This is a genomic window from Variovorax glucosi (assembly GCF_051216695.1).
Classification (GTDB): domain Bacteria; phylum Pseudomonadota; class Gammaproteobacteria; order Burkholderiales; family Burkholderiaceae_C; genus Variovorax.
Genome location: NZ_JBPJZE010000003.1, coordinates 143,772 through 166,946 on the forward strand (window position 1 = coordinate 143,772; position 23,175 = coordinate 166,946).

At 65.2% G+C, this 23,175-nt stretch carries 20 protein-coding genes; 11 read left to right on the forward strand and 9 right to left on the reverse strand.

Features of this window, described 5'->3' with window-relative positions:
- Positions 1 to 49: 49 nt before the first annotated feature.
- The 5 genes from pqqE to pqqA form a co-directional block, all read right to left on the reverse strand.
- Positions 50 to 1,165, reverse strand: a complete 1,116-nt coding sequence (gene pqqE, locus ACSFA3_RS15430) for a pyrroloquinoline quinone biosynthesis protein PqqE (RefSeq protein ID WP_435506364.1) — start codon at positions 1,163 to 1,165, stop codon at positions 50 to 52.
- Entirely contained in the window at positions 1,162 to 1,443 is a 282-nt protein-coding gene (gene pqqD / locus ACSFA3_RS15435) for a pyrroloquinoline quinone biosynthesis peptide chaperone PqqD (protein ID WP_435506365.1), read from the reverse strand. The genes pqqE and pqqD overlap by 4 nt, the downstream gene beginning before the upstream one ends.
- A complete protein-coding gene (gene pqqC, locus ACSFA3_RS15440; protein WP_435506366.1) occupies positions 1,440 to 2,195 on the reverse strand; it encodes a pyrroloquinoline-quinone synthase PqqC in 756 nt (251 codons plus the stop codon). The genes pqqD and pqqC overlap by 4 nt, the downstream gene beginning before the upstream one ends.
- Positions 2,196 to 2,201: 6 nt before the next feature.
- Entirely contained in the window at positions 2,202 to 3,125 is a 924-nt protein-coding gene (gene pqqB / locus ACSFA3_RS15445; RefSeq protein ID WP_435506367.1) for a pyrroloquinoline quinone biosynthesis protein PqqB, read from the reverse strand.
- A gap of 79 nt (positions 3,126 to 3,204) precedes the next feature.
- Positions 3,205 to 3,279, reverse strand: coding sequence for a pyrroloquinoline quinone precursor peptide PqqA (gene pqqA / locus ACSFA3_RS15450; protein WP_435506909.1), 75 nt, complete (start codon positions 3,277 to 3,279; stop codon positions 3,205 to 3,207).
- A gap of 177 nt (positions 3,280 to 3,456) precedes the next feature.
- On the opposite strand from pqqA, the gene ACSFA3_RS15455 reads away from it, so the two are divergent.
- The 4 genes from ACSFA3_RS15455 to ssb all read left to right on the forward strand — a co-directional run bounded on the left by ACSFA3_RS15455 (position 3,457) and on the right by ssb (position 7,167).
- Complete coding sequence (locus ACSFA3_RS15455; RefSeq protein ID WP_435506368.1) at positions 3,457 to 4,428, forward strand: alpha/beta fold hydrolase; 972 nt, start codon at positions 3,457 to 3,459, stop codon at positions 4,426 to 4,428.
- Positions 4,425 to 5,798, forward strand: a complete 1,374-nt coding sequence (locus ACSFA3_RS15460) for a HAMP domain-containing protein (protein ID WP_435506369.1) — start codon at positions 4,425 to 4,427, stop codon at positions 5,796 to 5,798. Before ACSFA3_RS15455 ends, ACSFA3_RS15460 begins: the two co-directional genes overlap by 4 nt.
- Positions 5,795 to 6,442 (forward strand): response regulator, encoded by a 648-nt coding sequence (locus tag ACSFA3_RS15465; RefSeq protein WP_435506370.1) that lies wholly within the window; start codon positions 5,795 to 5,797, stop codon positions 6,440 to 6,442. Before ACSFA3_RS15460 ends, ACSFA3_RS15465 begins: the two co-directional genes overlap by 4 nt.
- Positions 6,443 to 6,642: 200 nt before the next feature.
- Positions 6,643 to 7,167: a single-stranded DNA-binding protein gene (ssb, locus tag ACSFA3_RS15470; RefSeq protein WP_435506371.1), complete on the forward strand. Its 525-nt coding sequence runs from the start codon at positions 6,643 to 6,645 to the stop codon at positions 7,165 to 7,167.
- 80 nt (positions 7,168 to 7,247) lie between these two features.
- Here the strand turns inward: ssb and ACSFA3_RS15475 are convergent, their stop codons facing one another.
- From ACSFA3_RS15475 to ACSFA3_RS15485, 3 genes are read right to left on the reverse strand one after another with little or no spacing between them, the layout of a single operon-like run.
- Complete coding sequence (locus ACSFA3_RS15475) at positions 7,248 to 9,560, reverse strand: xanthine dehydrogenase family protein molybdopterin-binding subunit (protein WP_435506372.1); 2,313 nt, start codon at positions 9,558 to 9,560, stop codon at positions 7,248 to 7,250.
- Positions 9,557 to 10,543: an FAD binding domain-containing protein gene (locus tag ACSFA3_RS15480; protein ID WP_435506373.1), complete on the reverse strand. Its 987-nt coding sequence runs from the start codon at positions 10,541 to 10,543 to the stop codon at positions 9,557 to 9,559. The genes ACSFA3_RS15475 and ACSFA3_RS15480 overlap by 4 nt, the downstream gene beginning before the upstream one ends.
- Complete coding sequence (locus ACSFA3_RS15485) at positions 10,540 to 11,034, reverse strand: 2Fe-2S iron-sulfur cluster-binding protein (protein WP_435506374.1); 495 nt, start codon at positions 11,032 to 11,034, stop codon at positions 10,540 to 10,542. The genes ACSFA3_RS15480 and ACSFA3_RS15485 overlap by 4 nt, the downstream gene beginning before the upstream one ends.
- Before the next feature lie 217 nt (positions 11,035 to 11,251).
- Here ACSFA3_RS15485 and ACSFA3_RS15490 point away from each other — a divergent pair, with 217 nt between their 5' ends.
- The 3 genes from ACSFA3_RS15490 to ACSFA3_RS15500 are packed head-to-tail and all read left to right on the forward strand — an operon-like array spanning position 11,252 to position 14,732.
- Complete coding sequence (locus ACSFA3_RS15490; RefSeq protein ID WP_435506375.1) at positions 11,252 to 11,644, forward strand: phosphonate transporter; 393 nt, start codon at positions 11,252 to 11,254, stop codon at positions 11,642 to 11,644.
- The gene (locus ACSFA3_RS15495) at positions 11,641 to 13,005 is read left to right on the forward strand and encodes a sensor domain-containing diguanylate cyclase (protein ID WP_435506376.1); all 1,365 of its coding nucleotides are present in this window, start codon (positions 11,641 to 11,643) and stop codon (positions 13,003 to 13,005) included. Before ACSFA3_RS15490 ends, ACSFA3_RS15495 begins: the two co-directional genes overlap by 4 nt.
- Positions 13,002 to 14,732 (forward strand): putative bifunctional diguanylate cyclase/phosphodiesterase, encoded by a 1,731-nt coding sequence (locus ACSFA3_RS15500; RefSeq protein WP_435506377.1) that lies wholly within the window; start codon positions 13,002 to 13,004, stop codon positions 14,730 to 14,732. The genes ACSFA3_RS15495 and ACSFA3_RS15500 overlap by 4 nt, the downstream gene beginning before the upstream one ends.
- Before the next feature lie 76 nt (positions 14,733 to 14,808).
- Here the strand turns inward: ACSFA3_RS15500 and ACSFA3_RS15505 are convergent, their stop codons facing one another.
- Positions 14,809 to 15,081, reverse strand: coding sequence for a hypothetical protein (locus ACSFA3_RS15505; protein WP_435506378.1), 273 nt, complete (start codon positions 15,079 to 15,081; stop codon positions 14,809 to 14,811).
- Positions 15,082 to 15,418: 337 nt separating this feature from the next.
- On the opposite strand from ACSFA3_RS15505, the gene ACSFA3_RS15510 reads away from it, so the two are divergent.
- Genes ACSFA3_RS15510 through ACSFA3_RS15525 form a run of 4 tightly spaced genes read left to right on the forward strand, consistent with a single transcriptional unit; the run spans position 15,419 to position 23,025 of the window.
- Positions 15,419 to 16,030 (forward strand): response regulator transcription factor, encoded by a 612-nt coding sequence (locus ACSFA3_RS15510; RefSeq protein WP_435506379.1) that lies wholly within the window; start codon positions 15,419 to 15,421, stop codon positions 16,028 to 16,030.
- Positions 16,014 to 16,505, forward strand: coding sequence for a response regulator transcription factor (locus ACSFA3_RS15515; protein WP_435506380.1), 492 nt, complete (start codon positions 16,014 to 16,016; stop codon positions 16,503 to 16,505). The genes ACSFA3_RS15510 and ACSFA3_RS15515 overlap by 17 nt, the downstream gene beginning before the upstream one ends.
- Entirely contained in the window at positions 16,469 to 21,529 is a 5,061-nt protein-coding gene (locus ACSFA3_RS15520; RefSeq protein ID WP_435506381.1) for an AAA family ATPase, read from the forward strand. The genes ACSFA3_RS15515 and ACSFA3_RS15520 overlap by 37 nt, the downstream gene beginning before the upstream one ends.
- Positions 21,526 to 23,025, forward strand: coding sequence for an ATP-binding protein (locus ACSFA3_RS15525; protein ID WP_435506382.1), 1,500 nt, complete (start codon positions 21,526 to 21,528; stop codon positions 23,023 to 23,025). The genes ACSFA3_RS15520 and ACSFA3_RS15525 overlap by 4 nt, the downstream gene beginning before the upstream one ends.
- The last annotated feature ends 150 nt before the right edge of the window (positions 23,026 to 23,175 follow it).

Sequence of the window (23,175 nt, forward strand, 5' to 3'; positions counted from 1 at the left end):
TCCGGCGCAGCCCCCTGGGCCTGTACCCCTGCGCCAGTGCCCTTCAACGTCAACGCGAATTGCCCGGGGTGCGAAATACCAGGGGATGCTCGACCGGCTGTCCGGCCCGCGCCACCGCATCGGCCACCCGATAGTGCAAGGGACTCTTGTCGCAGACCGGATCGGTGGCGGCCGGGTCCTGGGCCAGCATGAACGCCTGGCAGCGACATCCGCCCAGGTCCTGCTCGCGCTGGTCGCAGCTGGCGCAGGGCTCCTTCATCCATCCCGTGCCGCGATAGCGGTTGAAGCCCTCGGAGTCGAACCAGACCTCGCGCAGGCTGTGCTCCCTGACGTTTGGGAACGAAAGGCCCGGCAGCATTCGCGCCGTATGGCAAGGCAGCGCGGTGCCGTCGGGCGCCACGGTCAGGAACATGCTGCCCCAGCCGTTGACGCATCGCTTGGCCTTGCCCTCGTGATAGTCCGGAGCCACGAAGAAGATGCGCATGGCGTCGCCCAGGCGTTGCCGCCAGGCATCGGTAGCTGCTTCCGCCTTGCGAAGTTGCTCGTTCGTTGGCAGCAGCTGGTCTCGATTGAGCAGCGCCCAGGAGTAGTACTGGGTGTTGGCCAGCTCCAGGTACTCGGCGCCCATCTCGTGCGCCATGCCGATGATGTTGTCGATGTGATCGATGTTCAGGCGATGGATGACCACGTTGAGCACCATCGGCCAGTCCTGGTCCTTGATGATCTTCGCTACGCGGCTCTTGTGCGAGAAGGTTTTCGTGTGCGAGAGGAAGTCGTTCATCTCGCGCGTGGAGTCCTGGAACGACAGTTGCACGTGGTCCAGGCCGGCGGCCTTCAGCGCCGCCGCCCGCTCGGCAGTCAGGCCGATGCCAGAGGTCAGGAGATTGGTGTAGTAGCCCAGCCGGGCCGCCTCGGCGACGATGATTTCCAGGTCGTCGCGCAGCAGCGGCTCGCCGCCGGAAAGGCCGCATTGCACGGCACCGAGTTCGCGGCCCTCGCGCAGCACGCGCAACCAGTCCTCGGTGTCCAGTTCGTCCTTCTGGTGCGCGAAGTCGAGCGGGTTGTAGCAGAAGACGCAGTGCAGCGGGCAACGATAGGTCAGTTCGGCCAGCAGCCACAGCGGCGGGCCGGGACGCGGCAGTGGCGTGGCGACGACGCTGCTCATGCGGCGTCCCAGCGCAGCCAGTTCTGCCCGCCGGCGATCTCGACGAATCCAATCACCTGCGGCGTGAGCCCGTCCGTGGCGAAGACCTGCTCGAGTTCGGCCGCGATGGTGGCCAGGTTGCGCTGACCGTCGCAGCGTTTCATGATTTCTCCGGCACTGATGTTCAGCCGCACCATCCCTTCGGGATAGAGCAGGACGTGGCAGTCCTGCGCCGGCTCCCACTGCAGCCGCATGCCGGGAGCGATTCGAGGTCGGGTATCCGGTTGGGGGGGAGTCATTCGGCTACCGCTCCGTAGCGCGTGGCCATGGCGTCGTTCATGGCCCACAGGATGTCCAGCTTGAACTGGAGCACATCCAGCGCGCGTTGCTGCAAGGCGCGTGTATCGAAGTGGTCCAGCGTGATGGCGAGGCCCTGTTCGACGTCGCGCCGCGCCTGGCCGACGCGGTTGCGGAAGTAGTCCATGCCGGAGGGGTCGATCCAGCCGTAGTGCGCGGGCCAGGTGGCCAGGCGCTGCTTGTGGATCTCGGGCGCGAAGAGTTCGGTCAGCGACGAGCACACGGCTTCCTGCCAGGGCGCGCGGCGCGCAAAGTTCACGTACGCGTCGACGGCGAAGCGCACGGCCGGCACCACATGGCGCAGGTCGAGTACCTCTGCGCGCGTCAGGCCCACCGCCTCGGCAAGGCGCAGCCATGCTTCCAGACCGCCGGCGTCGTTCAGGCCGCCGAGCTCGAAGCCGTCGTGGTCGAGGATGCGCTGCACCCAACCGCGCCGCACGACCGGATCGGGGCAGTTGGAGAGCACGGCTGCGTCCTTGATGGGTATCGCGATCTGGTAATAGAAGCGGTTGGCCACCCAGCCGCGGACCTGCTCCGGCGTCGCCTTGCCGGTATTGAGCATCACGTTGAACGGATGGTTGATGTGATAGCTGCGGCCGCGTGCGCGCAACTGTGCCTCGAAGGCCATGCGGTCCCAGGCGGGTGCGTCTTCAGCGGCGGGTGGCGGAGCGTCCTGGATGCGGTCGGCGAGCATGGTGTGTCAGAGATCGATCGTCATGCCGTCCTCGCAGACTTCGACACCGGCGCGTCGCAGCGCGGCGCGTTCGGCAGAGTCTTCGTCGAGGATGGGATTGGTGTTGTTGATGTGGATCAGCATGCGTCGCCGGGTCGTGGCCGGGAGGCGGCCGAGCCACTCCAGCATCCCGCCTTCGCCGGACTGGGGCAGGTGGCCGATCTCGCGCCCGTGTTTGCTGCTCACGCCCAGGCGCGGCATCTCGTCGTCGCTCCAGAAGGTGCCGTCCACCATCACGACGTCCGCGGCCGACATGGCGTCGAACACGCTCGGCGTGATGGCACCCAGTCCCGGCGCGTAGAACAGGCTGCGCCCGGTGCGGCTGTCGACAACGGTCACGCCGATGTTGTCGCCCGGCACCGGATGCTCGCGATGCGGCGAATAAGGCGCGGCTTTCCCGTCCAGCGCGAGCGCGCGCAGGCTCAGGCCGGGCACGCCGGGCACCTCGAAGCTGCGGCCTTCGAGAGAGATGGCGTGGCGCTCCACGCCGCAGTAGTGCGACAGAACGCGCAGCACCGGATTTCCCTGGCCCAGATCCTGCGCCACCGGATCGGTGCACCAAAGCGGCAGCGGCTTGCCACGTTCGCGCAGCATGAACAGGCCGGTGACGTGGTCGACCTGGCCGTCGATCAGCACCACGCCGGCGATCGCGCTGTCGCGCAGCGAGCGCGCGGGTTGAAGCGTAGGGTGGCTGCGAATCTGTTCGAGGATGTCGGGCGAGGCGTTGAACAGCACGCCGTCGGCACCCTCGTCCGCCTGCACGAAGATCGACGACTGCGTGCGCGGCTTGGCGCGCAACGTGCCCGCGCGCACGCCGGCACAGTTGCGGCAGTTGCAGTTCCATTGCGGGAAGCCGCCGCCTGCCGCCGAGCCGAGGACCGTGATGCGCATGGATGATCTGGCGAAAAAAGAATCGGGGAATCGGAGCCCGCCCTGGTTGCCCGGGGCGGGCCGGTCGTCGGCGCAGGGCTCAGCGCGCGGTGACGTACATCGTGATTTCGAAGCCGAAGCGAAGATCAGTTGCCGTCGGTGTTTGCCATTGCATGTCGTATCTCCTGTTGCATTGCGCAGTGCCGGATGGTGTCTGCGGGAACTGCTTTTGCGTGTGTTCCGACCAGCATCGTGCCGCCCGGACCGGATCGTGCACAGGCTGGAAATCTTGAATCGAGGTTCATGATTTTCATGAGGTGGTCAACGGCCATCCGGCACTTACCATTTCGCCGTGCTTCCCAGTCCGCTCTATCCCGCCTCCGCACCGCGCTGCAGCTTCGCTCTGGAAGCGACGCACGGGCACGTGCTGCAGGTGGACGACTGCGGTTCGCCGGACGGCCTCTGCGCCGTGGTGCTGCACGGCGGACCCGGCTCCGGCAGTTCGCCGTTCCTGCGGCGCTTCTTCGATCCCGCGCGCTATCGCGTCATCGCCATCGACCAGCGTGGCGCCGGCCGCAGCCGGCCGCGTGGCGCCACGACGCACAACCGCACGGCCGACCTGCTGGACGACCTGCGACGCGTGCGCGAACACCTGGGCATCGCCCGCTGGCTCGTGGTTGGCGGCTCCTGGGGTGCCACGCTCGCGCTGGCCCATGCCCTGCACGAACCGCAGGCGGTATCGGCGCTGCTGCTGCGCGCGGTGTTCCTGCCGCGCGCTGAGGACATCGCCGCGTTCTTCCAGGACGGCGCCGGCCACGCACCCGAAGCCTGGGCGCGCTTCGCCGAGCTGGCGCCGGAATGCGAGCGCGCGGACATGCTGGGCTTTCTGGCGCGCGCGCTGAACGCCGCCCCGGCGGACGATGGTGCAGTACAACGCCGGCTCGCGCTGGCCTGGTGGCACTGGGAGCAGGCGCTCGGCGGCGGCACTGGCACCGCGGAAGCGCCACCCGGCGACATGCTGGTCGACCGCTACCGGGTGCAGAGCCACTATCTGCGGCATGGCTGCTGGCTGGACCGACCGCCGTTGCTGGAAAGGCTCGGCGCCCTGCCTCGCGTACCGACGCTGCTGCTGCACGCCCGCGACGACCGGGTCTGTCCGCCGCAGGCAGCTCAGGCGGTGCACGAGCGCATCGCGCACAGCCGTCTGCGATGGGCCGACACCGGAGGTCACGATCCGGCGGCGCCGTCGATGGCGTTGGCGATGAAGACCGCGCTGGACGCCTACGCGCGCACCGGGCGTTTCGAGGACGGCGAGACGCCATGACGCTGCGGCTCAGAATCAACATCATCGTGAGCCTGCTCACGCTGGCTTTCGTCGGCGCCACGCTGGCGCTGACGCTGCGGTCCATGCGCGAATCCGTTCACGAGGAAGTCGTGGCCGCCAACCGTGTCGTGTCGCAACTGCTCTATCGCACGACGCTGCTCCACGAAACGCAAGGTGCACAAGCCATGCAGGATTTCCTTCAGAGCATGGGGCGCCTGCGCTCCAACGACATCACGCTGCTCGATGCCGACGGAAAGGCGCTGTACCGCTCGCCCGCCCCTGTCTACAAGGCCGGACGCGACGCGCCGGCGTGGTTCGCCCGCATCGTTTCGCCGGAGCCCGCGCAGAGGTCCATCGACTTCCCGGACGGCCGGCTCATCGTGCGAGCCAATGCCTCGCGCGCGGTGCTGGACGCCTGGGACGACGCCATTCCACTGCTGCTGAGCGTGCTCGGCCTGCTGCTGCTCATCAACGCCGGCGCGTACTGGGTCGTGGGCCGCGTGACGCGTCCGTTCGCCGACATCGTCGATGCGCTCAATCAGCTGGAAGCCGGCCGCTTCGACGTGTCGCTGCCGGCACTGCCCGGCACCGAGGCCGGCGCCATCGGCACCGCGTTCAATCGCATGGTCGGCATGCTGCGCCAGCATATCGAGACCGAAAAGCGCGCAGTGCGGGCCGAGCATCGGCTGTCCGAGAGCCGTGCGTTGGGCCGCTGGGTCGACCGGAAGATCGAACAGGAACGCCGGCTCATCGCGCGCGAACTGCACGACGAACTCGGCCAGTCGGTCACCGCCATGCGCAGCATGGCCCTGTCGATCACGCAGCGCGTGCAGGCATCGGACCCGCAGTCCGGGCAAGCCGCCATGCTGATCGCCGAGGAGTCGGCTCGGCTCTACACGGCCATGCACGGGCTGATCCCGCGGCTGACGCCGCTGGTGCTGGACGAGTTCGGCCTGGTGGCCGCGCTGCAGGACCTTGTCGAACGCACGCGCACCAACCATGCCGGCCTGCAGCTCGACTGGCACCTGGAAACGCCGCCCGACGGCCTGCAGCTCGACAACGACACCGCCCTTGTGCTCTATCGCGCCGCCCAGGAGGGCATGACCAATGCGCTGCGCCACGGCGAAGCAGGTCACCTTGTGCTGAGCCTGCACTGCGACACGAGTTTCCTGACGATGACCCTGTGCGACGACGGTCGCGGACCGGCGGGTGCCGAGGCCGGCGCCGCCGGCACCGGTCACTATGGCCTGCGCTGGCTGACCGAGCGCATCGACAGCCTGGGCGGCACACTGCGCCTGGAACCCGCCGCACCGCGTGGCGCGCGCTTGACCGTCAGGCTACCCCTGCCGAGTTCGATGGAGAACGCATGACTTCCGACAGCCGACCGATCCGCGTGATGCTGGTCGACGACCACGCGCTGGTGCGCATGGGTTTTCGCATGCTGCTGACCAACGCCCTCATCGAGGTCGCGGCAGAGGCGGACACAGGCGAGCAGGCCTGCCAGAGCTATCCGCAGGTGCGTCCGGACGTGGTGGTCATGGACCTCGCCATGCCCGGCATGGGTGGACTGGAGGCGATCCGGCGCATCCTCGCGCACGATATCGGGGCACGAATACTGGCGCTGTCAGCGCATGAAGACACGGTGCACCCGCACCGCGTGCTGCAGGCCGGAGCCCTCGGCTACCTGACCAAGCGCAGCGCGCCCGAAGCACTGATCGCTGCGCTGCGCGCGGTGGCGCGCGGCGAGCGCTATATCGACGCCGCCACGGCCCAGGCGCTGGCTGTCGCCCGGTTCGACGGCGCGGCCCCTCCGGCCGAGACACTCAGCACGCGCGAGTTCTCCGTGTTCCTTCAGCTCGCCCAGGGCATGTCGGTGGCACAGATCGCCGCGACGCTGAACCTGTCCTTGAGCACGGTCGGCTCGCACCTGTACCGGATCAAGCAGAAGCTCAACGCGAACAACCAGGCCGAACTGACGCTGGTTGCCCTTCGATGGGGCCTGATCCAGGTCTGAGCTTCTGTCGACAAGGGCAAGTTTGCACGGCGCGACGACCTTGGAAGTCGCGATAACATCGGTCATCAGGTTTGCCGCCCTCCAGACTGGTTCCGCGCTTCGCTACAGCCCCGCGGAAGACCATTCTTTTTTGCCTCCATCGGGCGAAAACCGGGCTGCTCGGCAGAATATTCGACGTACACACATCAGGGGCACCGCTCATGGCATCGGTCAATAAAGTCATCCTCGTCGGCAATCTCGGCCGCGACCCGGAAACACGCACATTTCCCAGCGGGGACCAGATTTGCAACGCGACGCTCGCTACCACCGACAAGTGGAAAGACAAGCAGAGCGGCGAAATGAAGGAAGCCACCGAATGGCACCGTCTGGTGTTCAACGGCCGGCTCGCCGAGATCGCCGCGCAATACCTGCGCAAGGGTTCGCAGATCTATGTCGAGGGACAGATCCGCACACGGAAATTCCAGGACAAGGACGGCGTCGAGAAGTACGCGACCGACATCCGCGTCGACCAGATGCAGATGCTGGGCAGCCGGCAAGGCATGGGCGGACCGCAGAGCGGTGGTCAGGATGACGACGGGTATGGGCAGGGCGGTGGCGGCGGGCAGGGCGGGGGATATTCGCGTCCCGCCGCGGCTGCGCCTCGCGCACCGGCAGCGCGTCCGGCACCTGCGCCGGCGAAGTCTTCGTCGGGTTTCGACGATATGGACGACGATATTCCGTTCTGATCCGGTCGTTGCCGCACGAACGAGAAAGGCCGGCAACACGGTGTTGCCGGCCTTTTTTCGTTATTGCCGCGAATTGCCGGCTACATCAGCTTGTCCAGCGTGATCGGCAAATCGCGCACCCGCTTCCCGCACGCGTTGAACACCGCATTCGCGACCGCCGCGCCCACACCCGTGATCCCGATCTCGCCCACGCCATGTGCGCCCATCGGCGAGTGCGGATCAGGGATATCGGTCCACATCACGTCGATTTCCGGTACGTCCATGTGCACCGGCACGTGATATTCGGCAAGGCTCGGATTCATGATGCGACCGTTGCGCTCGTCGAATTGCGTTTCTTCCATCAGCGCAAGGCCCAGGCCCATGACGATGCCGCCGCGGAACTGGCTGCTCGCCGTCTTCGCGTTCAGGATGCGGCCGCAATCGAACGAGCCGAGGAAGCGGCTGACGCGCGTCTCGCCGGTGACTTCGTTCACGCGCACCTCGCAGAACATGGCGCCGTGCGAATGCATCGACCAGTGCTGCGTTTCCAGCGGCGGAGGCGCCTTGGCTTCGACGACCAGTTCGTCGCACTCGGCGTCTGCGAGGATACCGATATAGCTTTCGAACCGGTCAGGCTCGTCGAGCTTGCAGAGCCCGCCGTCGCGCCCCTCGACCTCGTCCGACTTCAGGCCATGCAGCGGCGATTCCTTTCCGACAAGCTTCAGGAGTTCGGCGATGAGTTCGTGCTGTGCGGCCATGACGGCACTGCCGATGGAGGCCGACTGCTGCGAGCCTCCGGCAAGCACGACGCCCGGAAATCGCGAGTCTCCGTGACAGAACTGCACGTTTTCCATCGACAGTCCGAGGCGCTCGGCCGTCACTTGCGTCTGCGCCGTTGCAGTCCCCATGCCCATTTCGTGCGCCGCCACCTCGACCTTCACATGCCCGTCCTGCGAGAGCGTGATTCGCGCCGCGCCGCCCGGCATCCGGTAGTAGGGATAGGTCGCCGTCGCGCAGCCGATACCGATCAGCCATTCGCCTTCGCGCCGCGATCCGGGTGTCGCGTTTCGCTCGCTCCAGCCGAAACGATCGGCACCGGCCCGGTAAGCCTCGACGATATGTCGCGAAGAAAACGGCGCGCCGGTGGTCGGGTCCTTGTCGGGTTCGTTGCGGAGGCGAAGCTCGATCGGGTCCATCTGCATCTCGTGGGCCAATTCGTCGATGGCGCTTTCCAGGGCAAAAGTGCCCACGGCCTCTCCGGGTGCGCGCATGAAGGTGTTCGCCAGCATGTCGACCGTCGCGGTTTCGACATCCAGCTTGATGTTGTCGACTGCGTAGGCCGAACGCGCCGGCAGCACGAACGGTTCGGGCAGATTGTTGTGCTCGGTCATCGCGACCACGCCGGTATGGATCAACGCATCGAAACGCCCGTCGGCCTGCGCGCCGATGGCGACGCGCTGCTCGGTCAGCGTGCGCCCGCCGACCACGCGGTACACACCCTCGCGCGTCAGCATGATGCGCACCGGCCGGCCGGCAAGTTTCGAAGCCGCTGCGGCGAGCACCTGGTGGCGCCACAGCGTCTTTCCACCGAATCCGCCGCCGACGAATGGCGAAGTGACATGCACCTGCTTCTCGTCGAGGCAGAACACCTGGGCCATCGACCAGGCCATGTGTGCAACGCCCTGCGATGCGTCGTGGATGGTCAGCTCCTCGTCTTTCCAGGCCAGCGTCGCGGCGTGAAGTTCGATCGCGTTGTGGTTGTGGCGCGGCGTCGTGTAGCTGATGTCGACCCGATGCGGCGCGGCAGCCAGCGCCGCTTCTGCATCGCCGATCTCCATCTTGAGCGGCTCGCCCTGGAAGGTGCCCGGCCTGGTGCCCTTCGCCTTGGCCTCGGCAAAGGACGTCGTCGCCGGTTCGGCCTCGTAGGTGACGTGGACGAGCGCCACCGCATGATCGGCCTGATCCTGCGTCTCCGCCAGGACGATCGCGATGGGCTGGCCGTTCCAGTGAATCTCGTTGTCCTGCATCACCGGCAGATCGTCCCCTCCGGAGGCCTTTGCCTTCGATAGAAACAGCGGCATCGGCTTCATCTTCGGCGCGTTCTCATGAGTCATCACCAGGACCACGCCGGGTGCCGACTGCGCCGTACCCGTATCGATCGCCGCGATGCGCCCTTTCGGAATCGTGCTGTAGACGAGCGCGGCGTAGACCATGCCCTCCATCGGGAACTCGGCCGCGAAACGCGCCTGACCCCGCACCTTCTGCGGACCGTCGATCCGCGAGATGGGCGCGCCGATCAGTCCGCGGGTGCGCGCGATCATCGGGTCTGGTTGTCCACCGGGCATCCATGCGTCAGGCGCGATCGCTATGGCTTTCTTGACGACCGCCTGAACGGTCTCGTGGATGATGTTCATGACTTCATCTCCGTCAGTTCGGTCAGCGTGGCAACCATGGTCCGCTTGGCCAGCTCTATCTTGAATCCGTTGTCGCGCAGGGCGCGAGCATCGGCCAGCTCGGTTTCGGCCGCGGCGCGAAAGTTCTCTGCGGTTGCTGGACGCCCCTTGAGTGCCGCCTCCGCTTTCCAGGCACGCCACGGCTTGTGCGCGACGCCACCCAACGCGATGCGCACGTCTTTCACCATGTCGCCATCCAGCTCGATGGCGCCCGCTATGGAAATAAGCGCGAAAGCGTAGCTGGAACGGTCCCGGACCTTGCGATAGGTCGAGCGCGCTGAAAAAGCCAGCGCGGGCAGTTCGATCGCCGTGATCAGCTCACCCGGCGCAAGCAGCGTCTCTACCTCGGGATGACTTTCAGGCAGGCGATGCAGTTCCGTGAGGTCGACCTTGCGTTCGCCCTGTTCACTGCGCAAATGCACCACCGCACCCAGCGAAGCGAGTGCCACGCACATGTCGGAAGGATGGGTCGCGACGCAGCTTTGCGACGCGCCTAGGATCGCGTGGATGCGATTGAAGCCGTCGACCGCGTCGCAGCCCTGGCCGGGGTTGCGCTTGTTGCAGCGCGAACCCTCGTCGTCGTAGAAATAGGTGCAGCGCGTTCGCTGCAGGATGTTGCCGCCGACCGTCGCCATGTTCCGGATCTGCGCCGATGCGCCGGCAATGATGGCCCGCGAAAGCACCGGATAGCGCGTGCGCACGGCGCGGTGCGCGGCCAGCGCGGTGTTGCGGGTCGCGCCGCCGATCAGCAGGCTGCCGTCGTCGCGCTCCTGGATCTCGGACGAGAGACCCGTCACATCCACCAGCGTGCCGGGACGCTCGATGATTTCGCGCATCAGGTCGACCAGATTGGTGCCGCCGCCGAGGTACCTGGCACCCGCGGCACCACCGAGTCGAAGTGCGTCACCCGCATCGCGGGCTCGCGCATAGGTGAACGGCGTCACGTCGATGTCTCGGCGATGGCCGCGACGATGCCGTTGTAGGCGCCGCAGCGGCAGAGGTTGCCGCTCATGCGCTCGCGCAGTTCGTCGTGGCTCAGCACGAAGGTGTCGATCGACAGATCGGCGCTCACGTGGCTCGGAACGCCGCGTCGCAGCTCTTCGGCCATACCCAGCGCCGAGCAGATCTGGCCCGGCGTGCAATAGCCACACTGGAAGCCGTCGTGCGCCATGAAAGCCTGTTGCAGCGGATGCAGTTCGCCTTTTGGCGCCAGCCCTTCGACGGTGGTGACCGAGCGACCCTCGCATTGCACCGCCAGCGACAGGCAGGCCAGCACGCGCTCGCCATCGACAAGCACGGTGCAAGCGCCACAAGCGCCCTGATTGCAACCTTTCTTGGCGCCGAACAGATGGAGGTCTTCTCGCAGGAAATCGAGCAATGAGGTACGCGGGTCGCCGGGCAATTCCGCCTGGGATCCGTTGATGGTGATCGTCATGAACTTCCTCGTGGGGAGAGAGAGTTCATTTCTTAGCACGGTGCCTTGCGAGGCGCCATCGTCATTTCTCTTCAAAACGATGCCGTCCGGCGACGCGGTCGTCATGCCGGGAGAACCATGGGCAGTAGTAACGAAAGGAAAAAATCTTACGTAAAACAATTCAAGTTCATGGCAAACCCGCCGATGGATCATCTACAGCAGAAGTTTCCATTTCGCCATGACTGACATCCCTACCATTCCGTTTGAACACGAAGACCTTCTTGCAGAGCTTGAACGTGCTCCCGATTCGGAAGTCGATACTTTCCAGTTCGGCGTGATCGGCTTCGACGCCGAAACCGTCGTTCGTCGTTACAGCGCCTTCGAATCGAAAATGTCGGGCCTGTCGGTCTCGAAGGTAGTCGGTTACCCGCTCTTCACCATCGTGGCGCCCTGCATGAACAATTTCCTTGTTGCACAGCGCTTCGAGGATGCCGCGGCATCCGGTACGGGGCTCGACGAGGTCCTGGATTACGTGCTGACGTTGCGCATGCGTCCGATCAAGGTCAAGTTGCGCCTGCTCGCCGGAACCGCTTCCGGCCTGCGTTACGTCCTCATCAAGCGTCCGGCGTGAGCACCGCACCGGTTCCGGCGGGCCTCGGTGGGCCGACAGGCCCGGAAGAAGAATACGAGGCGCTGCTGCAGTTTCTCTACATGGCGCCGATCGGCCTTGCGCAGATGCGCATCGACGGCGAGATCGCCATGATCAACCCGCTATGCGGTGCGCTGCTGATGCCGCTGTCGCAAGACGGCGGCCTTTCCAACCTGTTCGATGTACTGGCCGATATCGCGCCGGACCTGCCGCACCGCGTCCGCGCCTTCGAGCCGCTGCACGGCAAGATCTGCGACGCGATGCATCTGCAGATCGACTCAGGTCTGCCGGGACGTCGCGATCCGCAGGTGCTGTCGCTCACGCTGCTGAAGCTCGATGCCGAACGGCTGATGGCCGTGATGGACGATGTGTCCGTCTCGGTCAAGCGCGAGCGCGAACTGCGCATGAGCCAGGCCTGGATCCATACCATCGTCACCGGCATCACCGACTACGCGCTGCTTTCGCTCGACCGCGACGGCGCCATACAGCAGTGGAATCCCGGCATCCGGCAAGTCACCGGCTTCGAGGCGGAAGACACGGTCGGAAAGCCCTATTCGATCATCTTCCCCGACGACGACCGCCTGCGCCACCGGACTGCCGACCGGCTGCGCGAAGCCGACCTGAGCGGCTGGAATCTGGAGGAAGGCTGGTTGCGGCGGGCCAACGGCGAGAAATACTGGGGCAGCTGCCTGATCGCGCCGCTGCATCCGCCCGAGAACGTCGCAGGGGATGCTCGACGAGCGGCAGTTGCAGACCACGACGACGACCGGGCCTACAGCCTGATCGTGCGCGACATCAGCGACCACCGCGAAGCCAACGAGGCCCTGCGCCGATCGGTGTTCTCAGACCACCTCACCGGACTCGTGAACCGCCGTGCGTTCTACGAGGCTGCGGCGGTTGCGATGGAACGCTGCATGCAGGGCAACATGCCGCTGTCGGTGATCGTGTTCGATGCGGACCACTTCAAGATCGTGAACGACACCTACGGCCATGCAGCCGGCGACGCGGTGCTGCGCCATCTGGCCGCTGGGCTCTCAGCCAACTTCCGCAGCACCGACATCGTGTCGCGCTTCGGTGGAGAAGAGTTCATCGTGCTGATGCCGGGTGCGTCCGAGGACGATGCGCTGACGATGGCGCAGCGCATGTGCCAGCACGTCTCAGCCAACGCGCCGACCGTCGACGGCGTGGCCATCAGCTACACCGTGAGCGCTGGCGTGGCCGGCCTGGTGCCGGAGATCGGCAGCATCGACGAGCTGCTCAAACGCGCCGATGCAGCCATGTACATGGCCAAGACAGACGGGCGCAATCGGGTGGTCCGCTGGCTGGCGGAGACCACGACTTGAGCACCGATGCATCGGCCTACGAATCGCTGATGCAGTTTCTCCATCAGGCGCCCATCGGCCTGGTGCAAACGGACATGGGCGGTGACATCCGGATGATCAATCCGATGGCGATCACGCTGCTGATGCCGCTCGCACCCGGTGGCGATCTGCTCAATCTGCTCGACGTGCTGGAGCCGAAGACGCCGGGGTTGCGCGCACGCGCAGCGGCCGATGCGCTGCCGGGCGAGATCGTCTGCGAAGCGTTGCGCATTCCGCTCGGCTCGGCCTCGACCGTGCAGACGCTGGACATCAGCCTGGTCAAGCTGGACCTCGAGACGCTGATGTTCACCATCACCGACGCGACCTTCGCCGGCCAGCAGGAGCAGCACCGCATCGACACCCGGCTGCGCGACATCTCGCGCACCGACAGCCTGACGGCCATACCGAATCGCACCGTGGTGCTGGAGCGCATCGCGCGCGCCACCGCGACCGCCGGCGAAGCTCCGCTGGCCGTCATCTTCATCAACGGCGACCGCTTCAACCAGTTCAACGTTTCCCTGGGCCATGCCGCCGGCGACCTGTTGCTGCAGCGCATGGCCGAGCGTCTGGTCCGCTTTGCGCTGGACGACAGCGCCGACCGGACCGCTCGCGCCATGGTTGCGCGGCTGGGCGGCGACGAGTTTGCGGTACTGGTCGAAGACTGCGGGAACGTCGAACAGGTCTCGGTCGTCGCGCAGCAACTGCTCGGCGCGCTGGACGCGCCGTATCGGCTGGCCGGCGGACCGGTCCACCTGAGCTCCAGCCTCGGCATCGCTTTTGCGGACCGGTCGGGCGGCGATGCGGATTCGGTGCTGCAGGACGCCAGTATCGCGATGCGCTTTGCCAAGCAGGCCGGCGGTGCGCGTTTCTGCGTGTTCGAACCCGCGATGAAAGAGAAGGTGGCGCGGCGCAGCGCCATCGAGAGCGATCTGCGCCGCGCGCTGGAACAGGACGAACTTTTCGTCGTCTACCAGCCGATCGTCCGCATGGGCGATGGCGCCTGCGCCGGCATGGAAGCGCTGGTGCGCTGGAAACATCCGGTGCGCGGCATCGTGCCGCCGTTCGAGTTCATCGAGATCGCCGAGGAAACCGGGCTCGTAGGCGCGCTCGGCAGCTTCGTGCTGCGAAGCGCCTGCGCGCAGAGCGTGTCCTGGAAGCGTCAACTGGGCGCAAACGCGCCGCAGCACATGTCGGTGAACGTGTCGCGCGTGCAGCTCACGGATCCGACCCTGGCCGCTCATGTCGTCGAGATACTGCGCGACACCGGCATGGCCGCTGGCGATCTGCAGCTGGAAGTCACCGAAAGCTTCGCAGCGCAGGACCAGGAGATCACGCAGCGGCTGCAGGAGCTCAATGCGCTCGGGATCCGGCTCGCGCTGGACGATTTCGGCACGGGCTATTCGTCTCTGGCCTGCCTGCACCAGCTTCCTGTCCACGTGGTGAAGATCGACCGGTCTTTCGTGAGCCAGGTGGATTCGAGCAATCATCACCGCGTGCTGATCGAGGCCACCATCCTGGTGGCGCGCAGCCTGGGCATGGGCACCGTCGCAGAAGGGATCGAGACCGAAGCGCAGTCGGTCGAACTCGCCCGGCTGCAGTGCGACAAGGGGCAGGGCTATCTGTTCTCGCGGCCGATGCCGGCGGCGCAGGCGACGGAATGGCTCGTGGCGCGTGAACGGAAGATGCAGACGCAAACCGCGACGATCTGATCGCCGCGACCCCCTGGACGCGCCGTCCTGAAGAATCGGAAGGCCGGAAAAGATCTGAAAGTGCGCGTACGGGAAGTCACTTGGCAGGAGTGAAGTTCTGGCCATCCTTCGGCTTGGCCGACCGCGCTTCCTTGCGAACTTCGGCACGGGTTGTCGTGCTCGCGATCTTCGGCACTGCATTGATCTGTCCCTTGGAGCGAGTCGACGCCTCACCCATCGGAATATCCGAATTCGTCATGCTGTTGGCGTTCTGTTTTGCGCTCGCCTTCACGTTTGCACGCGACTCCGGCATCGTGCCGCTGGGACGCTGGCTCTGCATGCTGTCCGACACACCGGTCTGGGCATTCACGTCGTCGACCTTTTTACCGGTTTGCGCAGATGCGATGCCCGAGGCGAAAACGCCGACAAAAACAATAATTGCAATGTGCTTGTATTTCACTATGTTCTTTCAGGTTGTTGCCAAGGAATAAGGCAACTCATCGTATTCACGGAATGGTTTTCCCCGGAATTATTTCGGGCGACCTCTTTCTATCTCCAAGGAGCTATGCGTGAGGCGGCCTGGGTGATATCGGCAATTGCATGGAAATCGCCTGAAGGAGTAGATAAAACGCTTTTCCAAAATTGTTAACAACACGTTAACATTGCGATTTATATCGACCTTGCCGATGCCAGTGAAACAAGAGTTGATGCCCGTCGTCTTCGTGGTCGATGACGACGAATCGATGCGAACGGCTCTCCTGAACCTGTTTCGATCGGTCTCGCTCGGGTGCAAGACTTTCGACTCGGCACAGGATTTCCTGCTCGAGTCCGATCCGGAAGGACCGGCCTGCCTGGTGCTCGACATCAGACTCCCGAGTGCGAGTGGCTTCGACGTCCAGAAGGCAATGATCGAACGCGGCAGGGACCTGCCGATCATCTTCATCACCGGGCACGGAACCATTCCCATGTCCGTCAGGGCGATGAAGGCGGGTGCGGTGGAGTTTCTGACCAAGCCTTTCGCCGAAGACGAGCTGCTGGACGCCATTCACCGTGCGCTGGAAAGGGATCGTGCTGCGGGCGACCACCGCGAAGCGCTCAACGACCTTAGGACGCGCTATGAACAGCTCACGCCTCGCGAGCGTCAGGTCATGGCGCTGGTCGTGTCGGGAATGCTGAATAAACTGGTCGCCGCCAAATTGGGCACGAGCGAGATCACGGTCAAAGTCCAGAGACGGCAGGTCATGACCAAAATGCAGGCCGATTCGCTGCCGGATCTCGTTCGCATGGCAGTGCGGATTTCAAATGCACATCCATCTTGAATTCCGCAGTTGCACTATACAAAGGTGTAATGGCGGAATTCACCGCGCTTCCTATGATCGCCAGACGACCAAGTCGGCGGTAATAGAAGGTATCTGCGTGCGCGACAAGCCGAATATTTGCATAGTCGACGATGACGATTCAGTCCGCATGGCGGTCGGCGCCCTGCTGAGATCCGTCGGATTCGACAACCAGTCGTATGCCTCCGGGCAGGCGTTCCTGGATTCGGGCATGGCCGCAAGCATCGACTGCCTGATCGTGGATTTGCGCATGAAGGGCATGTCGGGACTGGAACTGCAGCGGCTCCTCAACGAAGCGGGCAGCACCGTTCCCGTCATCTTCATTTCTGCCCACGGCGACGAAGAAGCGCGTCGGCGCGCCATGGACGCCGGTTGCCTCGATTTCCTGTCAAAGCCTTTCGACGAAGGCGCGCTTCTTCGATGCGTGCAGCGAGCGCTGGATTCGCCTACGGCATGACGCCGTCGGACATCGCCCGGTCGAACGGTCGAATGTCGCCCGTCGCGGATCGGCTGATGTCTTCGGCCTTGCTCACCGTACTGCGGCAGGCCGATGGAACAACCCTTTACCGGGTCACGCATCAGGACGGTCCGCCCATGCTCCTGGCCGTCTGTGCGGGAGGGCGATTCCAGTCGATTTCGCAACGGCGCCTCAACCACGCCTATTCGTTTCGCAACCGCCTCGATCCCGAAGTCGCGACGGTTCCGCTGGAACTGATCCGGCACGGCGGGCAGCCGGCGATGCTGCTGACGGACCCCGGCGGTACACCGCTGCACGAGTCGATCGGCCAGCCGTTCCCCCTCGTTTCCCTGCTGGGCATCGCGATAGGAATCGCCAGGGCGCTCGGGGACATGCACCTTCGCGGCATCGTGCACAAGGATCTGAGGCCCTGCAATCTGCTGGTCGACGAGAGCGAACGCGTTTTCCTGACGGGTTTCGGCGGCGCATCGCTGATCTCGCGCGAGCAGCTGCATGCGGAGACCGTCTTTGAAATGACGGATTCGCTGGCCTACATGTCGCCGGAGCAGACGGGAAGGATGAACCGGTCACTCGATACGCGCAGCGATCTTTACTCGCTGGGCGTGACCCTCTATGAAATGGCAACCGGCAAGCTGCCTTTTCAGGCATCCGACCCGATGGGATGGGTGCACTGCCATATTGCACAGGAGGCGGTCGCGCCGGCGGCGATGGTTCCGGGCCTGCCGCCGGTCGTCTCCGACATCGTCATGCGCCTGCTGCGCAAGCCTGCCGACGATCGCTACCAGACGGCTGCCGGACTCGAAGCCGACTTGCGTCGTTGCCTGGACGGCCTGGCGAGCGACGGCACCACCATCGGGAACTTCGCGCTCGGATCGACGGATGTGCCGGACCGGTTGCTGGTCGTCGAGCAGCTCTACGGACGCGAAGCCGAGATTTCCGAACTGCTTGCGGCCTATCGCAATGTGGCTACCACCGGCAGGACGGAGATGGTGCTGGTTTCCGGCTACTCGGGAATTGGCAAGAGCGCCGTGGTCAACGAGCTTCGAAAGGTGCTGGTTGCGCAGCATGCCCCTTTCGCCGCCGGCAAGCTCGAGCAGCACAAGCGCGACATCCCGTATGCAACCATCGCGCAGGCCTTGCGAAGCCTGATCGCCAATCTGCTGGGCCTGGACCGGGAAGCGATCGCCTCATGGCGAATCCGCCTGCTCGAAGCCGTGCGCCAGCACGGGCAGATCGTCGTCGGCCTCGTGCCCGAGATCGAGCACGTGATCGGCAGACAACCGGCACTGGCGGACGCATCCGCGACGGAAAGCAGTCTGCGTTTCCTGCAGACGATCCAGCGCACTTTCGCGGTCTTCGGCAGCGCCGACCGTCCGCTGGTCCTTTTCATCGACGACCTCCAGTGGCTGGACACGGCCACGCTCGAACTCCTGGCGGCATTGGCAACCGGACCCGATTCACGTCATCTGCTGCTGGTAGGTGCCTACCGCTCCAACGAAGTAGACGCACAACATCCGTTGACCGCAACGCTCGCCATGCTCCGGAAGACGGGCATGCCCATGCACGAACTCGTATTGCAGCCCCTGAGCGGCAGCGACCTCGAAGCGCTGGTAGCGAAAACATTGCGCGGCGAGACGGCGGAAAGTGCGGCACTCGCAGCACTGGTCTGGGACAAGACGCGGGGCAACCCTTTCTTCGCCAACCAGTTCCTCACAGCGCTGGGAGATGAGCGGCTGGTCTGGTTCGACCGGGCTTCGCTGCGGTGGCAGTGGGACCTCGTCCGCATCGGCCGCCTGAACTACAGCGACAACGTCGCGGACCTGATGGCGCAGAAGCTGTCGCGCCTGTCGGTCGCGGACCGGAACATATTGATGCTGCTCGCCGGCATCGGCGCAAGCGCCACCGTGCAGATGCTGTCGCGCGTGTCGGGGGCTGCGGCGCCCGAGATCCATGCGCAGTTTTCCTCTGCACGACAGGCCGGACTGGTCACCCACGGCGCCGGCAGCTACCGCTTCATGCACGACAGGATTCAGGAGGCCGCCTACGACCTGCTTCCGGCTCCGGAGAGAGCGTCGATGCATCTGCGCATCGGTCGGTCGATGTACCCCGGCACGGCGGGATGCGCAGACGAGGCGCAGATCTTCGAGGCGGTCAACCAGTTCGCACGCTGCATCGACCTGTTGCTGCCCGAAGAGCGATTGCGCGTAGCGGCCCTGTATCTCGCTGCGGCTCGGCGGGCGATGACGGAGGTGGCGTATGCAGCTGCCCTTTCGTACGCGATCGGCGCGGCACGGCTGCTTCCGTCCGATGCGTGGCGGACCGAATACCGGCTGTCCTTCGACATCGATCGCGTGCGTGCGGAGTGCGAGTTCCTGACCGGCTCGCCACAGGACGCCGCCACGAGGCTGTGCCTGCTGGGAGCGCGTGCCGCGAACCTGGTCGACAAGGCCAGCGTGACATGGCTGCTGGTGACGGTCTGCCTCGCGCTCGACCGGAGTGCGCAGGCGATCGACGTCTGCCTGTCGTTTCTCCAGGAGGTCGACACGCCATGGCCGGTGCATCCCAGCCGCGAGGAAGTGGCTCGGGAACATGCGCTGCTGGTCGAGCGTCTCGCGGGGCGCCCGGTCGAATCGCTGCTCGACCTGCCGACGATGGTGGACCCGCTGCGACGCGCGATCGTCGATGTCCTTGCCGCAGTGCTGCCGCCGGCATTCTTCAGCGACGAGAACCTCGTATGTCTGGTGCTGTGCCGGATGGCGAACCTCAGCCTCGAATACGGCAACACGGACGCCTCGCCGCTTGCGTACGCCTATCTCGGGATGATGGTCGGTCCGTACTTCGGCGACTACGCGACCGCTTTCCGCCTGGGAAAGCTCGGCCTCGACCTTGTGGAGAAGACGCCGTTCACGCGCTACAGGGCTCGCGTCTACATGTGCTTCAGTCACCACGTGATTCCCTGGGCGAAAGACATCCGCTCCGGCCACCCCCTGCTTCGCCGGGCGTTCCAGGTGTCTTGCGAAACGGGCGACGTGACCTACGCGGGTTTCAGCTCATGCTGCCTAGTCACGAGCCTGCTCGGCGCCGGCGAGCCGCTCGACAGGGTTCGGCTCGAAGCGCGGGAACGGCTCGACTTCGTGGTCGACGCGAAGTTCGGGCTGATCGTCGACATCATCACGGCGCAGCAGCAACTGGTCGCCTCGCTGCAGGGGACGACATGCCGCCTGGGCTCCTTCGACGACGCGACCTTCGACGAGTTCGGCTTCGAGCAGCACTTCGCGAGCAATCGAAGTCTCGACATCGCCGCCTGCTGGTACTGGATCAGGAAGGCGCAGGCCCGGTTCCTTGCCGGTGAGATCGCCGAGGCGCATCACGCCATTTCCAATGCGGCGCCGCTGACATGGACATCGAAGGGACACTTCGAACTTGCCGAATACCATTTCTACAGCGGCCTGATCGGCGCCGCCCGCGGGCAATCGGCATCGCTGCGCTTCCATCGGAAACAGATCGATATCTGGGCACGCCACTGCCCCGAGAATTTTCTCTGCCGATCCTCGCTGCTCAGAGCCGAGGATGCGCGCCTGCAGGGCGACTCGGCCCAGGCCATGCGCCAGTACGAGATCGCGGTCGCGTCCGCACGCGCGTCGGCTTTTCCGCACGTCGAAGCCATGGCGCTGGAGCTGTCTGCAAAGTTCCATTTTTCGCAGGGAATGCATTCGATCTCGAACGCGCTGCTCAGGTCGGCGCGGCAGGCCTACGAACGATGGGGCGCGACCGGCAAGGTGGCGGCGCTCGACCGCGATCACGACTGTCTCCGGGACGAGTTCGGCCCCGATCGCCCAAACGGCAAGGCCGGCATCGACCGCGTGGCGAGCACGGTCGATGTCGAGACGCTGCTGCGCACATCGCAGGCGGTCGCATCCGAGAAGGGCCTGGACAATCTCATGCGCACCCTGATGACCATCGCGCTCGAGCACGCAGGCGCCGATCGCGGATTGCTGGTGCTTCCGCAAGGCGATCGGCTGCGCATAGAGGCGAGCGCGTGTACCGGCCAACGCGGCGTCGGGGTCATCGTGAGAAGCGAGCCGGCGACCGCGGACGAGCTGCCGCTTTCGCTTCTGCACTACGCGATTCGCAGCAAGGCGCATGTCCTGATCGACGATGCGCGAAAGCCGGGGCCGTTCTCCGGCGATCCCTATTTCTCGAAGTCCCGGGCCCGGTCCGTTCTCTGCCTGCCGCTGGTGAAACAGGGCGAACTGATCGGGCTGCTCTACCTCGAGAACACGCTCGCGGAACGCATCTTCACGCCGGAACGGGTGGCCATCCTCACGCTGCTCGCATCGACGGCGGCCACGTCCATGGAGAACGCTTCCCTGGGAGAAAAGGAGTCGTTGCTGCAAGAGGTGCACCACCGGGTCAAGAACAACCTGCAGCTGATCAGCAGCCTGCTGAACCTGCAGGCGTCGCGCATCGCCGATCCCGCCGTCGCCGAGCTTTTTGCCGACAGCCGCAACCGCGTCCGCTCGATGGCCCTCGTTCATGAAAATCTCTACCGGGCGGGCAACTTCGCCCGTGTGCCGATGGCTGCGCACATCGGGAACCTCTGCACACAGCTTGCCCGGGCCTACGGCACCGACGAGCGCAAGGTGCAGCTGACATCCACGGTCCAGGACATCCAGCTCGGCCTTAGCCGGGCCGTGTCCTGCGGACTGATCGTCAACGAGCTGGTCTCCAATGCGCTGAAGCACGCATTTCCGGGAGAGCGGTCCGGCGAGATACGCATCGCACTGCACACGACAGCGGCCGGGCGCCACGTCCTGTCCGTCGCGGACGACGGTGTCGGTCTTCCGTCGGACATCGACGTGTCCCAGGCCGACTCGCTGGGCCTGCAGCTCGTGGACGACCTGACACAGCAGATCCACGGCGAGCTCGTCGTCGATCGCCATCGCGGAACCCGCTTCACGGTGACGTTCGATGCGGAAGCGCAGACACGGACCGCGCCATGAGAAGCGCCCGGATCCTCGTGGTGGAAGACGACCGGGTGGTGGCCCGCGACCTGAAGCAGCAGCTGACGCGACTCGGCTACGAGGTGGTCGGCATCACCTCGCACGGCGAGGAAGCCAGCGCACTCGCCATGGCGACATCCGCCGACCTGGCGCTGACCGACATCCGCCTCGAAGGCGCGATGGACGGCATCGATGCAGCGCAGGAGATGCGCCTGACCTGCGACATTCCGGTGGTGTTCCTGACCGCCTACGCCGACGACGAGACCATCCGGCGCGCCAGGGTGACGGAGCCGTTCGGCTACCTGCTGAAGCCGTTCGAAGACTCGCAGCTGCGCACGGCGGTCGAGATGGCGCTTTACAAGCATGCCGCCGACCGCAAGCTCAGAGACAGCGAGCGGCGTTATGCGGCGACGCTTTCGAGCATCGGGGATGCCGTCATTTCCGCGGACGACGCCGGTCTGATCACCTACCTCAATCCGGTCGCGGAACGCCTGACCATGTTCCGCTCGGCCGAAGCGCTGGGCCTGCAGCTCGGGGAGGTCTATCGCACCGTGGACGAGGAAACCGGATTGCGGATCGAGGTACAGATCGAGGCACAGATCGAGGCTCATGCACGGCAGGCGAACAGCCAGGTGCTCCTGCTGGCCCGTGACGGCACCTCGCCGATCCCGATCGAGCAATCGGCCTCGCCCATCATCGACGACCGCGGAAACATTACCGGCACGGTCCTGGTCTTCCGCGATCTCGCGTTGCGGCGGGAGGTCGACAAGAAGCTGCGCGACGCACAGGCCGAGCTGGTCCGGGTGTCCGGGCTGACCACCATGGGCGAGCTTGCAGCTTCGATCGCTCACGAGATCAACCAGCCGCTCGCGGCCATCGTGACCAACGCCAGCGCCGGACTGAACTGGCTGCGTCGCCCGGCGCCCGACTTCGGGGAGCTCGAGCAGGTACTCACGCGGATGCTGGCGGACGGTACGCGTGCGGCCGGCGTCATCAAGGGCTTGCAGGCGCTGGCGCGCAAATCGGGCATCGAACTGACGAGGCTCGACATCCAGGGAACCATCCACGAGGTGGTGACGCTGATGCGGGCGGAGGCACAGCGCTACGGTGTCCGCGTACAGGCCGGCCCTTTCAACGCCCCGGCGTTCGTGCTCGGCGACAAGATCCAGATCCAGCAGGTCCTCGCCAACCTCCTGAAGAACGGCATCGAGGCGATCAGGGAAAGCGCGGACCCGACCCGGCTGGTCGTGGTCCGGACCGCATCCACGCCGGAAGGCGAAGTTGCGATCAGCGTGACCGACTCTGGCGATGGCGTGGCAGCCCAGCATCTCGACCGGTTGTTCGATGCATTCTTCACGACCAAGCCCCACGGCATGGGCATGGGACTTGCCATCTGCCGGTCGATCGTGGAGGCGCATCACGGTCGCCTGTGGGCCCGGCCGCAACTGCCGCGCGGAACTGAAATGACCTTTCTTCTGCCGGTCGCGGCGGCCTGAGCGTCGCGGTCGCGCGCATCGGCGCTCGTCGTTCACCCTCCTATGGGCGATAGCCGCCTTCGCTCATGGGGAGAGGGCAGGAAAAGGATGGATTCCAACAATGGATGCATGCCGATCCACCCATCCAGGAACCATTCCATGACAACTTCG